We start from the raw sequence: 15,027 nt of genomic DNA, 5'->3' as shown, positions 1-15,027 counted from the left end.
AATCTGAACATTTCAGTTCGCCGAGTATTCTTAACTTGTCCGTCTCTGTATCCAGTAAGGACACTAGTCTCTGTCCACAGGGATAATCGAATATTTCCCACCTTCTGACTAAGGCTGGCTTAACAGAATTGTCATAATACTGTTTTCTTCTTTTCCTTTCAGAAGCATTCTTATCCAGATTGCTTTTAGGGCGTAGTTTTACTACTAGGTATTTTCTATCTAGCTTGGTTCTTTTCTCGGCTTCATTCAACAGATCTCCTCTTATCTTTTTTGATTTTGTCTTCAAATATTCTGTTCTTAATTCTTTGAGATATTGGTTTCTTGATTGCATATCCATATTAGTAAAATGAAGTTATTTATTAATTACTTCATTCTACTGTAATTAATTTCGGTTAGAAATTAAATGATTTAATCGGCACCTCTATGGTTTGATTTTAGATGATTTAATACGAGGCTTGATAAAATTATATTAACCTGCTATAATTTCAGTATAAAGCAAAAGGGAAAACATGAAAAAATACGAATTAACTTATTTAGTTTCTCCAGAATTAAACGAAGAGGAAATTGAATCAATTCAAAGTGAAATTTACTCTATTATTGAAAAAGATGGTGAAATTTTAAACAAAGGATTTAGTCCCCTAAAAAAAGACCTAAATTCTGAGATAGAAGGTAAAAAAAGAGTTTTTCTAATTACTGTTCTTTTTAACGCTGAACCTGAAAAGATAGCCTTATTAGAGAAACATCTAAAAGAGGAAAAGGCTGTAATGAGACATATCTTCCTTGCTAAGAAAAAGAATGAAAGAGAGCGGAAGAAAAGATCAGAAGAATACAAGACAGAAGAGGTCGTAGTTAAAAATGAAGAGGCTCCAGTTAAAAAAGTTAATATTAAAGAAATAGATAAAAAAATAGAGGAAATCCTTAACGATTAATTTATGAATTTCAACAAAGTCATTATAGTCGGTCGGTTAACTAGAGATCCGGAAACAAAGGCTCTTCCAAGTGGCCAACAAGTATCATCTTTCGGAATGGCAACTAATAGATATTTCAATGACAAAGCTGGCCAGAGACAAGATCAAACCGAATTTCATAACATTGTACTTTTTGGAAAGCTAGCCGAAATAGCTTCTCAATACCTTAAAAAGGGTTCATTGGCTTTAATTGAAGGAAGAATGCAAACAAGGTCATGGCAAGATCAGGAAGGAAACAAGAAATTTAAAACCGAAATAGTGGGAGAAAGCATACAAATGGGACCAAAAGGAAATGAATATCCTCAACAAGAAAAAGGAAACCCTTCTGAAAAAATGCCTGTAATACAGGAAGATGAAGGAGAAATTGATATAAAAGATATACCTTTTTAATAGAAAAATATGGAGTGCTATTTTTGCAAAAACAACATAAAAGAAATTGATTTCAAAGAAACCAGAATGTTAATCAAGTTCATTTCTGGCCTTAAGAAAATAAGACCAAGAAAAAAGACCGGGACTTGCTCTTATCACCAAAGGCATCTTGCGAGATCAATAAAAAGAGCCCGAGCTGTCGGACTTCTTCCCATTACTTCAAAGTAATAAACTATTCAGAGAAAACCTCCAATTAATTGGAGGTTTTTTGCTTTTCCATAAATATATCTCTAATCTCTTGGGTAACTTTTGGGTTTTCTTTTAAAAAGACCTTGGCTCCATCGGTTCCTTGTCCAAGCTTAATATCTCCATATTGATACCAAGATCCCGCTTTTTTGATTACCCCCTCTTTTACTCCGATATTTAAAATATCACCGAAATATGAAATTCCCTCATTGTAATAGATATCAAACTCTGCAACTCTAAAGGGTGCCGCAACCTTATTCTTAACTATCTTAGCTTTCGCACGGTTTCCAACAATCTCTTCTCCTTGTTTAATCTGAGCAATTCTTCTTAAGTCTATTCTTACTGAGGAGTAAAACTTTAAAGCCAATCCTCCAGAGGTTGTTTCTGGATTTCCAAACATAACTCCAATTTTCATTCTTGTTTGATTTAAGAATATTACGGATGTTTTAGTTTTAAAAATAATGCCAGATAATTTTCTTAAAGCTGAAGACATAAGCCTTGCTTGGAGTCCAATTTGAAAATCTCCAACTTCACCGGCAATTTCTGCCTTCGGAGCTAATGCAGCTACTGAGTCAATAACTATAACATCAACTTCTTCTGATCTCACCAAAGCTTCTACGATTTGTAATGCTTGCTCCCCTGAATCAGGTTGAGATATTAAAAGTTCGTCAATATTTACTCCAATCTTTTTAGCATAATCTGGATCAAGAGCATTTTCAGCATCAATAAAGGCTCCGACACCACCCATCTTCTGGGCTTCAGCTAAAATATGAAGGGCTAGTGTAGTTTTTCCGCTTGACTCTGGTCCAAAAATTTCAATTACCCTTCCTCTTGGAATTCCACCAACCCCCAAGGCAGCATCTAAAGAAACGGCGCCAGTTGGAATAACATCAACATCAACTGCTCGAACATCTCTCATTTTCATAATAGCTCCTTCTCCGAACCTTTGCTTAATTTCTTCAATTGACTCCTTAAGACCCAACTTCTCTTCTTTTGATTTTTGTTTTTTTGCCATAAAAAAATTAGATTATAAAATTAAATTTTATGCCATTCCTCATCGTTATCTTCATCTTGCCCATATACTTCTCTTGCTTTAGCACCATCTCCAGAACCAACCACACCCCTCTCTTCCATCATATCAATTAATCTAGCAGCTCGAGCGTAACCAATTCTTAGTCTTCTTTGTAAAAATGATGCGGAAGCTTTTTTATTCTCGAGAACAAGCTTCTTGGCTTCATCATATAATACGTCGTTTCCATCCTCAGATGAAGATGAAAATGGGCTAAATGATTCTTGTGATGAAACTTCTAGCTCTAGCTCTAGTCCTCCACCAAGATCGTCTTCCTCGTCAAATATGTCTTTGTAGTTAACTTTCATCCACTCAACAACTCCTTTAATTTCTTTTTCTGAAACATAGGGTCCTTGCAGTCTTCTAGGTTTAGCGACATCTCCAGTTACATATAAAAAGTCACCGGCTCCAATTAATTTCTCGGCTCCGGAAGTATCAATTATGGTTCGGGAATCAATTTGTGAAGCAACTTGAAATGCTACCCTTGAGGTAACGTTTGCCTTGATTAATCCAGTAATTACTTCAACAGACGGCCTCTGAGTAGCTAACACTAAATGTATTCCAGCGGCTCTAGCCATTTGAGCAAGTCGCACAATACCAGCCTCAACATCTCTTCCCTTCGTTGACATAAGGTCGGCCAGCTCATCTACAATTAAGACGATATAAGGCATAGGGTCCATCTCTTCCCCCTTCTTGGACTCATTGTTTTTTGCAACAATTACATTATAACTCTTAATGTCTCGAGCTTTTACCACGGACATAGCTTTTAATCTTCTTTCCATTTCTCCTGTTAGCCATTTGAGGGCATTACATGTTTTATGAACATCATGAATTACTGGTGTCAATAAATGAGGTATTTCCTCATAATGGGTAAACTCAACTCTTTTAGGATCAACCAAAATTAATCTTAAAGTCTTAGGAGAATTCTTAAATAAAAGGCTCAATATAACTGTGTTCAAGAATATGGTCTTACCCGCACCAGTGGCTCCGGCAATCAAAAGATGAGGCATTTTTTCAAGATGAGCATAGGTTGATTCTCCGGAGACATCTTTACCCATTCCAATTGTTAGTCTAGTTTCTGGATCAAAGAACCTGGGATCATCGACGATTCCTCTTAGTCTTACTTCAGATCTTACCTTATTTGGTATTTCAACACCAACCAGTGACTTTCCTGGAATTGGAGCCTCTATTCTAACAGAGTGGGCCGCAAGAGCTAAGGAAAGATCATTAGAAAGAGTTGTAATCTTTGAAAGCTTAATTCCTTCAGCTGGCTTAAGCGTGTACTGAGTAACGGTTGGTCCGGTATAAGCCTCTCCCATCTCAACCGGAATATCAAAGTTTTCTAAGGTTTTCTTAATCATTGCCTTGCTTATTGTGGTATCTCCGGAATTAGGAACACCTCTGTCTTTCTGAAGAAGTTCTGGAGGTGGTAATTTATAAGAAAAATGTTCTTTTTCAGGTGCCTTAGGCTTTGCCTTATCTCCTTCTACAGGCTTCTTAGGATCTTCTTTTGCAACCTCTTTGACTGGTAATGGCTGCTGTTGTGATGTCTTACTATCGTCTACATTCTTAATTGTAAATTTATTTTTCTTACCTATTACTTTCTTGAATATCTTTAAAGGAAGTGATTCTCGATGAGCATTGAATTCTTCTCTCAAAGAAGGTGGGAGCTGAAGAAGTTGAGCAAAAATCAAAGAACCTGCAATCATAGAGCAGGCGAATATGGCAAAGCTAATCCAAAAATCAAAAAGACTCAATAAAGGAGAGCCTATGATATTTCCAAGCCATCCTCCTTCATTAGTTCCATTGGGAGATGGAAAATAACTTGATTCTGATGTTAATATTTCAAAAATTCCGGATAACCCTAGGACAACAAGAATTGATGCTATTATTAAAGGTAATAGAAATCTCTTATACTTTGTTTTGATAAAGATAAGGCCAGCAATAAAAAATACTACCGGAATAATAAATACCGACCTTCCAACTAAAATAATAAATATATTTTTAAGATACCTTCCAGCTAATCCAGAAAGATCTAGAAAGGAAAAAAGAAGTACCACACTAGCTAAAAATAACGATGTGCTAATGATTGTTTTTTTGACCTGCTTGGGAAGAGGGAAAAGTCCCCCCTCCTTTTTAGGATCTTTTTTAGCTGGTCTTTTTTTCTTCTTTCTTTTAGCCACAAGGTTTATTTATTCTTTTTATATCCTGTACCTGCTGGGATTATCTTTCCAATAATGACATTTTCTTTAAGACCTCTTAGCTTGTCTTCCTTTCCTTCTAGGGCGGCCTTAATTAAAACTCTTGATGTTTCTTGAAATGACGCAGCTGAAAGGAATGAGTCCGTAGTTAACGCAACGTTAGTGATACCAAGAAGAACTGAAGAGGCGACTGCTTTTTCTTTGCCTTCTTTTTCTAGCTTTTCATTGATTTCATGTAGCTTCTCTTTCTCAATTACTTCTCCGGGAACTAAAATTGAACCACCTGGTTTTTTGATTTTAACTCTTGAAAACATTTGCCTAACAATAAGTTCAATATGCTTATCATGAACATTAACTCCTTGAGAAACATAAATTCTTTGGACTTCTTGTAAAATATGCTTTTGAGTTATTTCCATTCCATCTAATTTGAATACATCTCGAAGGTCTAGATTGCCTTGGCAAAGCAAATCACCTTTCTTAACATCTTGGCCTACCTCTACTAGAATCTCAGACTTAAGAGATGTTTTATAATCAATAGTTTCTGATTTTTTCTTGGTTTTAACAACTTCACCTTTTGGCTTTATCTTAATTACTCCCTCAGGAGTTATTTCTATTACCTTTCCATCAGTTCTAGATATTTCAGCCTTTCCTCCAGGAACTCTAACTTCAAATATTTCTTGAACTCTAGGTAAACCTAAGGTAATATCTCCACCTCCCGCAACTCCTCCAGTATGAAAGGTTCTCATGGTTAACTGTGTTCCAGGTTCACCAATTGCTTGTGCTGCAATGACTCCAACCGCATCTCCTATCTTAACCATATCATTTTGGCCTGGATCCCATCCATAGCAATTTTTACAAACTCCCCTTGCTGTATTGCATGTAAGTGGCGACCTTACTCTGAAGCTTTTTATTTCTTCTGACTTTGAAATTATCTCTGCTTTCTTCCAATCAATTATATCGCCTTTTTTGACCAATAATCCTGATTTATCCTTAATATCTTCCATTGCTAACCTTCCTACAATCTTGAAGGTCATGTCTTGATCTATTTCATCTACGTCTGCCCTGTTTACTTCTAACCCTTTGTGATCTTTACAATCATCCTCTAGAATAATAACCTCATGAGAAACGTCAACTAGTCTTCGGGTTAAGTATCCAGCGGTTGCTGTCCTAAGAGCCGTATCAGCAGTTCCTTTTCTAGCACCATGAGTTGAAATGAAGTACTCAAGAACACCAAATCCTTCTTTGAAAGAACTTCTAATAGGTAACTCAATAGTCTGACCAGCAGGGTTAGCTACCAATCCCTTCATTCCCGCCATTTGAACCGGTTGAGACCAAGAACCTCTTGACCCAGAATCAATAATGGCAAAGACTGATCCATCATTTGGTAGAGTTTTTGGAACAAGTTTCTCAATTTCTCTTTTTGTTTTATGCCAAGCTTCAATAATTTTCTCTGTCTTTTCTTCTTTAGAAAAGAATCCTTTTTTGTAATAATCTTCTATTTTTTCAACCTCTTTATTAGTCGTTTCAATAATTTCTTTCTTTTCTTCAGGAACTATTAAGTCTCCCATTCCCCAGGAAACACCTGATTGAGTTGCATACTCAAATCCAAGATCCTTTATCTTGTCTAGGGTTATTTGAGCTATTTCTTTTCCATAGTCTTCAATGATCTCTCGAGTAAGCTTTCGAAGATTCTTGGAATTCATAAGTTCATTCTGAAATTCGTGACCCTCTGGTATCACCCCATTAAAAATGATTCTACCTGCACTAGTTTCAACCATCTCGTTGTTCATTCTTACTTTTACTTTTGCTCGTAAATCAATGTGTCCAAATTCTTGGGCTAGAAGAGCTTCTTTTGCTGAGCCAAAGACCTTGCCTTCGCCCTCTTTTCCTTCCATTACTTTTGTAAGCCAGTAGCAACCCAAAACGATATCCTGAGTTGGTGATACAATTGGAAGTCCTGTAGCTGGTTTTAATAAGTTCAAAGAAGACAACATAATATCTTTTGCTTCTTTCTGAGCTTCTTCTGATAATGGAAGATGGACTGCCATCTGATCTCCATCAAAGTCTGCATTAAAAGCACTACAAACTAATGGATGTAGTTGAATAACGTTCTCTTCAATCAATAGAGGTCTAAAGGCTTGAAAACCTAAACGATGAAGGGTAGGAGCACGATTAAGTAAAACAACTTTATCCTTGACCACCTCTTCTAATATTCCCCAAACTTCGTCTATTCCTTCTTCAATTAATTTAGTTGCACCCCTCACATTATATGCTAGCTCTCTTTCTAATATTTTATTAATCACAAAAGGCTTAAAGAGTTCCAGAGCCATCTTTTTAGGTAGTCCACACTGATAAAGCTTGAGTTGTGCACCAACCACAATAACTGATCTTCCAGAATAATCTACTCTTTTGCCAAGAAGGTTTTGTCTAAATCGTCCCTGCTTTCCCTTAAGCATATCAGCTAAGGACTTAAGAAGTCTTCTTCCTCCGGTTGTAGCCTGAGTTATTACTCCCTTTCTCATATCATTATCAATAAGAGCATCGACAGCTTCCTGCAACATTCTCTTTTCGTTTCTAACAATTACATCAGGTGCATTAATTTCTAATAAATATTTCAATCTGTTATTTCGGTTAATGACTCTTCTATAAAGATCGTTAAGATCAGAAGAAGCATAGCGTCCTCCGTCAAGTTGAACTATTGGCCTAAGATCTGGTGGTAAGATAGGAAGTGTAGTCAAAAACATCCATTCTGGTCTAATGCCAGCCTTTTTCATGCTTTTAAGTAATTGTAATCTTTTTTGAGCCTTCTTTTTTTCAATAGCAGATAATCCCTCCACAACTGCCTCAACTTTAGTTATTTCATCTTCAAGATTAACTCTTTCGAATATTTTTCTTAAGGCCTCTGCTCCAGTTCCTGCTTCAAAAATTTCTCCATACTTTAAAGAAAGATCATAATATTCAACCTCTGACAATATCTTAAAATTCTTGATACTAGAAACTTCCTCTAGTGCTTTTGATCTTGCGGACTTTAATTCTTGTGATTCAGTTTTCTGCTCAGTTCCTTTTTCTTTTGCTTCTATCAATTTTATTCTTTGCTTGAATTCCGCTTCTATTTCCTTAATAATTCCTTCTTTAGCTTCATTGTTAACATGAGTTACAATATATGCGGCAAAATAAATAACCTTTTCTAGTTTTTGCATCGGAATATTTAAAACCATTCCAATTCTTGATGGAACTCCTCTTAAAAACCATATATGAGAAACGGGACAGGCTAATTTAATGTGGCCCATTCTTTCTCTTCTGACTGATGATCTAGTTACTTCAACACCACATCTATCACAAATTATTCCCTTATAACGTATCTTTCTATATTTTCCGCAGTAACATTCGAAATCCTTTTCGGGACCGAATATTTTTTCACAGAATAATCCGTCCTTTTCAGGCCTTTGATTTCTGTAGTTTATTGTTTCTGGCTTTGTCACCTCACCGTGAGACCACCCGAGAACATCGTCGGGTGAAGCAATTTTTATTCTTATAGATTCTAAATTTTCAACCTTCATGGTTTTTAAATTAAAGGTTAGTTAAATTACTCTGTTTTTTCGCCCTTGATCTCAATACTAAGAGAAAGCGATTTTAATTCGTTGACTAATAGGTTAAAAGAAGAAGGAATGTTTGGGGTCTTAATAACTTCTCCTTTCAAGATGGATTCATATGCAGCTGCTCTTCCAGTGATATCATCCGATTTAATGGTTAACATCTCTTGCAGTACAGTTGCAGCTCCATACCCTTCTAATGCCCATACTTCCATCTCTCCAAGTCTTTGCCCTCCGAACTGTGCCTTTCCTCCTAAAGGCTGTTGAGTTATTAGAGAGTATGGTCCGATTGATCTCATATGAATCTTATCTCTTACCATATGTATCAATTTCATCATGTAAATTATTCCAACGGTAATTCTTTCAGGGAAAGCTTCTCCGGTTCTTCCATCAAATAGTTTAACTTTTCCATCTTCGGGAAGACCTGCTTTCTTTAGTTCTTCTTGAATGTCTTTTTCATTAGCACTGGATAGTGAAGGAGTTACTGCGATATAATTCAATTTCTTAGCAGCCCAACCTAGGTGAGTTTCAAGTATTTGTCCAATATTCATTCTAGAAGCTACGGATAAAGGATTAAGAACAATATCTACAGGAGTTCCATCTTCTAGATAAGGCATATCTTCAACGGGAAGTACTTTTGAAATAATGCCCTTGTTTCCATGTCTTCCAGCAAGCTTGTCTCCGGCTTCAATTTTTCTTATTTCAGCAATATCTACTTCAACTCTTTTTATAACGCCTGGGTCAAGCTTATGCCCCATATCTCGAGAAAAGATTTTGACTCCAATAACCCTCCCTTTCTTTCCGTGCTCCATAATAAGGGAAGTGTCTTTGACTTCCTTAGCTTTTTCTCCAAAGATAGCTTTAAGTAATCTTTCTTCAGCGGTCATATCAACCTCTCCTTTAGGAGAAATCTTTCCAACCAGGATATCATTTGGTCCAACTTCGGCGCCAACTCTTATAACACCCTCTTCGTCTAAGTCTTTAAGTTTCTTTTCTGAAACATTTGGTATGTCACTAGTAATAATTTCTGGTCCAAGTTTTGTTTCACGAACATCACAAGTCAAGCTTTCAACATGAATAGATGTATATGTATCTTTCTGAACAAGTCTTTCAGAAACTATAATAGCATCTTCAAAGTTAAGCCCTCTCCAAGAAACAAAAGCTACTAAAACGTTTTGACCCAAGGCCATTCTTCCTTGTGCAATACTTCCTCCATCAGAAAGAATTTCTCCTTTCTTAACTTTTTGACCCTTACGAACTGTTGTCCGTTGATGGAAGCAAGTATACTGATTAGTTTTATTAAATGTCTTAAATTTATAAGTAACGTCTGACCTATTATCTTTTTTTCCTTCTGGTCTTACAACGATATGTAAAGCATCAACTTCAACAACGTTCCCATCAAAAGGAGAAAGAAAAACTTGTCCTGAATCTTTGGCAATTTTATCTTCAATTCCAGTTGATACTAATGGTGGCTCAGGATTAATCAATGGCACTGATTGCCTTTGCATATTTGATCCCATAAGAGCTCTGTTAGCATCATCGTTCTGTAGGAATGGGATACATGATGTAGCAACTGAAATAAACTGCTCTGAAGACACGTCAATGAAATCTATTTTATTTTTTTCTATCAAACCAGGTTCTCCCTTTACTCTAGCTTCCACTTTTGCAGCTAAAATTTCGTTCTTATCGTTTATCTCAATTCCTGCATGAGCAATATTATATTTCTCTTCCTCATAAGCATTCATATAATAAGCCTCGGAAGTAACTTTTCCTTTTTCAACCTTAAAATAAGGAGTTTCAATAAATCCATAGCGATTAATTCTGGCAAAGTTAGCTAAGTGAACAACCAATCCAACGTTTGGACCTTCTGGAGTTTCAATCGGACAAATTCTTCCATAATGAGATGGCTGTACGTCTCTCGCCTCAAATCCAGCCCTTTCGCGAGTTAATCCTCCGGGTCCTGTTGCGGTCAATCTTCTTTTGTGTTCTAACTCAGCTAATGGATTTTCATTATCCATAAATTGAGAAAGCTGAGAAGCAGTAAAAAATTCTTTAACCGCAGACATAAACGAACGAGGATTAATAATCTGTGAAGGTGTCATAGAAAATGGTTCTAGAGTTGACATTTTATCTCGAATATGTCTTTCCATCCTCATAACTCCCAATCTTAGTTTATTCTCAAGAGTTTCTGTAAAAGTTCTGACTCTTCTGTGTCCAAGGTGATCGATTTGATCAGGCTTTGCATCAGGATCATTGTTTAGTCTTACCACCTCTCTTAAAGTATGAATGATGTCGTCCGATCTTAAAACCCTGTCTTCAATATTGATTTCATCGGTTGTAGAGTCATATGGAAGCCTTTGAATCATTCTCCATCTTCCAACTTCTGAAAGGTCGTATCTTGTAAAATTAAAGAAAGTGTTTTCTATTAGCTCTGTGGCTGTTTCAACGGTCGCAATGTCTCCAGGTCTTAATCTTTTATAAATTTCAATCAATGCTTCGTCTCTAGTCTTAAAGGGGTCTTTTTTAAGAGTCTCTTCAATATATCTTAATTCTCCCTTATCAACATCCTTAAACATTTCAAGGATCTCATCGTCAGTTAATCCGGTTGCATTTTTTTTAGGCAAACAAAAAGCCCTTAATAGAATAGTTGCGGGAATCTTTCTCTTTTTATCAATTTTAAGAGCCATAAAGCCGGAAACTTCGGTCTCAAACTCTAGCCAAGCTCCTCTGTTTGGAATAATTTTTCCACCAAAGAAATGTTTCCCTTGAATAATTTGAGATGTAAAGAAAACACCAGGAGATCTTATTAATTGTGATATGGCAACTCTTTCAACGCCATTAACAATGAAGGTCCCTCTCTCGGTCATAATCGGAAAATCAGTCAAAAAAACCTCCTGTTCTTTAACGTCTTTGGTCTTAAGATTAACTAACTTGGCCATCACCCTTAAAGGCGCTTCATAGGAGTCGTTATTAATCTTTGCGTCTTCGTCGTCTTTATACTTAGGAACGTCCATCTTGTAATCCAAGAACCAAAGTTCCCATTCTTTTCCAGTATAGTCTCTTATAGGAGAAACTTCTTTGAATAAATTCTTTAACCCCTCTTCCCAGAACCTTTGCCAACTTTCTTTTTGAAGAGAAAGAAGATATGGCCTCGGAAAAGAAACCTTTGACTTACCGAAATTTTTGACTGGGAGTTTTTGCATAATATTTAAATTATTCGCTACGCACAAAAGATGCGTTGCATTTTATTTTAGGCTAAAAAGCAAAATGACCCTGAGTTATCTAACTAGGGTGATTGACGTTTTTATAATAAGATTTCTGTTAAAGACAATTTTAACAAGATGTATTATGTGATTAACAACGAAACTCAAAAAACAAAAGTCCACTTTAGTTAGTTTACGTTTATTTCAAAATTTGTCAATGCTTACCTTAATACTTTGAATTATTCCTAGTCCTATGAAAGTAAAAAAAAGACTACTTCCCCCATAGCTCACAAAAGGGAGTGGGATTCCAACAATAGGCAAAATTCCCTGATTCATCCCTATATTAACAAAAACTTGAGCAGCTAGCATGATTACAAACCCCGAGCAGAATAAGCGCGAAAAGTTATCGGGTGCCCTTAAGGCTAATTTAAGTATCCGAAAAAATAACAAAGAGAATGCTCCTAAAATTGCAATTACTCCCAAAAGACCTAACTCTTCGGCTATGGCTGAAAAAACAAAGTCTGTCTTAGCTTCGGGCAGAAACCCATTTTGCGTCTGGGAACCCTTGCCAATACCCTGGCCCAAAAAACCACCACTACCTATTGCTATTTTAGCTTGTTCGGGATTCCAATTAATTCCTTGCGGGTCCATCTTCGGTTCAAGAAAAGCCGTTATACGAACTTTTTGATAATCTTTCAATAGAAAAAGCCAGCCTAAACTAAGGACTAGGAGACCGATCATACATAATGCGATAAAATGCTTGGTTTTTATACCGGAAACAATAAGAACCCCAATCCATAAAAAACCTAATATTATCGCTGATCCGAGATCAGGCTGAAAGAAAGTAATAACTGATGGTATTAAGATATAAATACCCGATAATACAACGTGGGATATCTTATACATTTCGGCATGTCTTCCGGAAAAATATTTAGCCAATAAAACTATCAAGACTATTCTAATAAACTCAACTGGGTCAAATGATATTGGGCCAAGTGCATACCAGCGCCTTACATCTCTTATCTCTGGAGCAAATACAAATAATCCAAGCAAAAGTATTACTCCGATAAAATAAAGTGTTAAAACAAAATAAGGGTTTTCCTTCAATGCCCTCCAGTCAAAAAAACTCAGCGCAATCATTACGGATATTCCAAGAGCAAAGAAAATCATTTGCTTGAAAAAATCTGACATATTCCCACCAACTGAGGATGCATAAATAGATATAGCTCCTAATGCAAAAAGGAAAGAAGAAGAGGCTATAATAAGCCAATCCATTGATTTAAAATGTTTTAATACTCCGTTCATATCAACCCTTAATAATATTCTTAAATTTTTCCTCGTTTAGTTTTTTAATTTTAAGCTTCCCAGCCTTTACAGCCTTTGATCCGGGATCTTTCCCTACAACGATAAAATCAATCTTAGATGATACGACATCAGAAACCTTACCGCCTAAAGCCATTATTTTCCCCCTTGCCTCATCTCTTGTAAAGGAATTTAGACTCCCTGTCAAAACAAATGTCTTACCTTCTAATAAATCTTTCTGTTTTCTTGGCTCCCTAATTATTTCAACGCCCGCCTTTTTTAATCTTTCAAGTAATATAATATTTTCCATATCTCTAAACCATTGATGTATGTTCCTTGCAGTTACTTCTCCAATATCCTTTATTTCAATTAGTTCTTCTAGCGAAGCCCTTCCAATCTCATCTAGACCCCTAAAGTTCTTTTTTAATAAAAAAGCTGTTTCTTCTCCGACGTTTTCAATACCAAGCGCACAAATTAATTTTTCAAACTTTACCTTCTTTTTCTGATTAATCGCTTCCATTATATTATTAATCAACTTTTCTTGAAAACCTTCTAAAGATAAAAGGTCTTCTTTTTTAATAAAAAACAAGTCAGCTGGTGAAGAGACTATTTTATGGTCAATCATTTTCTCTATAATCCTTTTTCCTAACCCAGAAAAATCAAACCCTTTTTTTGAAACGAAGTAAGAAAAATGCTCTCTTTTTCTGTCTGGACATTTTTTATTCGGACAACGGAATATAGTTGCCTCTTTCTTGATCTTTTCTATATCAGAATCACACGCTGGACATTTTTTAGGAAATATAAAATTTTTCTCGCCACCTGTTCTAGCCTGGGGTATAACTTTAATAACATCAGGGATAACATCACCGGCCCGTCCGATAATTACTGTGTCTCCAATTTTTAAACCGAGTCTTTCAATTTCATCATGATTATGAAGAGTTGCTCTAGTTACAGTCACTCCACCTATCTTTACTGGCTTTAAGTGAGCCACTGGAGTTAACACGCCGGTTCTACCAATCTGTATTTTAATATCTTCAACCATAGAAGTAGCTTCCTTGAGCGGGAATTTATAAGCAATGGATCCTCGAGGAGCTTTTCCTATAACTCCAAGTTTTTTAAAGGTCTTATTGTCATTAACCGTAGCAATAACTCCGTCAATTTCATAATAAAGGCTATCTCTTATCATCTCTATCTTTTTATAAAAACTAAAAACTTCTTCCAAGCTCTCACATTTCTTATCGTAAGAATTAGTTTTAAATCCGAGAATCTTTAAAAGTTCGTGCTTTTGTTCGTGAGTAGCGGCGCCCAGATCAGTAACTAAATCATAAGCAAAGGAATCTAATCTTCTAGAGGCTGCGATACTTGGATCTAATTGCCTAATAGATCCAGCTGCAACATTTCTGGGATTAGCATATTCTTGTAATTCCTTTCTTCTTTGCTCTTTATTTAATTTTTCAAAATCATCTTTAGAAATAAAGACTTCCCCTCTAATAACAATATCTTGCTCATAAATAATATTGATTAAGTCCTCCAAAGATTGACTCAGTTTCATTTTTTTAAGATCTTTTAAAACACTTTCTTTTTCACGGATTTTCAATGGTATGGAATTAATTGTTTTAAGGTTTTCGGTAACTTTTTCACCAACAATTCCATCGCCACGAGTTGATCCTATTTCTAAAATTCCTTTCTTGTATATCAATTCAAAAGCCAATCCATCAACTTTTAGTTCGCAAAAAAAATCTGCTTTATGACCTTCTATTAGCTTACTGATTCTCTTTAGCCAATCTTTTACATCTTCTTCAGAAAAAACGTCATTTAACGAAAGCATGGGTTCTATGTGCGCAACTTTTTCAAATTTCTCCAAAGGCTCACTACCCACTCTTTGAGTTGGAGAATCAGGGGTAATTAATTCAGGATATTTTTGTTCTAAATCAAAAAGTTCGTTCTTCAAAGAATCAAGGGCTGCATCAGATATCTCGGGCTTATCTAAGACATGATACAAATAACGATGGTGAAAAATGGTCGCCTTTAATTTTTCTATTCTTTTTTTTGCTAGATTCTTGTCCATAGAATTAA

Annotated in this window: 10 protein-coding genes; 3 read left to right on the top strand and 7 right to left on the bottom strand. The window is 35.8% G+C overall.

What is annotated here, in order from left to right:
* On the bottom strand, positions 1-337 hold a 337-nt coding region (locus KY054_02715; GenBank protein MBZ1356659.1), incomplete at its 3' end, for a hypothetical protein.
* A 172-nt stretch (positions 338-509) separates the two neighbouring features.
* Between KY054_02715 and KY054_02710 the strand changes: the two genes are divergently transcribed.
* Genes KY054_02710 through rpsR form a run of 3 tightly spaced genes read left to right on the top strand, consistent with a single transcriptional unit; the run spans position 510 to position 1,565 of the window.
* Positions 510-929 carry a 30S ribosomal protein S6 gene (locus KY054_02710; GenBank protein ID MBZ1356658.1) on the top strand — a complete coding sequence of 140 codons (420 nt, stop codon included), beginning with the start codon at positions 510-512 and terminating at the stop codon, positions 927-929.
* 3 nt (positions 930-932) lie between these two features.
* On the top strand, positions 933-1,358 hold the full coding sequence (locus KY054_02705) for a single-stranded DNA-binding protein (protein MBZ1356657.1): 426 nt from the start codon (positions 933-935) through the stop codon (positions 1,356-1,358).
* 9 nt (positions 1,359-1,367) lie between these two features.
* Positions 1,368-1,565: a 30S ribosomal protein S18 gene (rpsR, locus tag KY054_02700; protein ID MBZ1356656.1), complete on the top strand. Its 198-nt coding sequence runs from the start codon at positions 1,368-1,370 to the stop codon at positions 1,563-1,565.
* A 25-nt stretch (positions 1,566-1,590) separates the two neighbouring features.
* Here rpsR and recA read toward each other — a convergent pair whose 3' ends face one another.
* The 6 genes from recA to ligA form a co-directional block, all read right to left on the bottom strand.
* Complete coding sequence (recA, locus tag KY054_02695) at positions 1,591-2,598, bottom strand: recombinase RecA (GenBank protein ID MBZ1356655.1); 1,008 nt, start codon at positions 2,596-2,598, stop codon at positions 1,591-1,593.
* A gap of 20 nt (positions 2,599-2,618) precedes the next feature.
* Positions 2,619-4,835 carry a DNA translocase FtsK 4TM domain-containing protein gene (locus tag KY054_02690; protein MBZ1356654.1) on the bottom strand — a complete coding sequence of 739 codons (2,217 nt, stop codon included), beginning with the start codon at positions 4,833-4,835 and terminating at the stop codon, positions 2,619-2,621.
* A 5-nt stretch (positions 4,836-4,840) separates the two neighbouring features.
* Positions 4,841-8,413 carry a DNA-directed RNA polymerase subunit beta' gene (rpoC, locus tag KY054_02685; GenBank protein MBZ1356653.1) on the bottom strand — a complete coding sequence of 1,191 codons (3,573 nt, stop codon included), beginning with the start codon at positions 8,411-8,413 and terminating at the stop codon, positions 4,841-4,843.
* Positions 8,414-8,439: 26 nt separating this feature from the next.
* Complete coding sequence (locus tag KY054_02680; GenBank protein ID MBZ1356652.1) at positions 8,440-11,649, bottom strand: DNA-directed RNA polymerase subunit beta; 3,210 nt, start codon at positions 11,647-11,649, stop codon at positions 8,440-8,442.
* A gap of 204 nt (positions 11,650-11,853) precedes the next feature.
* On the bottom strand, positions 11,854-12,954 hold the full coding sequence (locus KY054_02675) for a rod shape-determining protein RodA (protein ID MBZ1356651.1): 1,101 nt from the start codon (positions 12,952-12,954) through the stop codon (positions 11,854-11,856).
* Between the two features lies 1 nt (position 12,955).
* Positions 12,956-15,019 carry an NAD-dependent DNA ligase LigA gene (gene ligA, locus KY054_02670; protein ID MBZ1356650.1) on the bottom strand — a complete coding sequence of 688 codons (2,064 nt, stop codon included), beginning with the start codon at positions 15,017-15,019 and terminating at the stop codon, positions 12,956-12,958.
* Positions 15,020-15,027: the final 8 nt, after the last annotated feature.

It is taken from the genome of Candidatus Nealsonbacteria bacterium, from assembly GCA_019923605.1.
Classification (GTDB): domain Bacteria; phylum Patescibacteriota; class Minisyncoccia; order Minisyncoccales; family CSSED10-335; genus JAHXGM01.
This window is presented reverse-complemented; position numbering and strand designations above follow the sequence as displayed.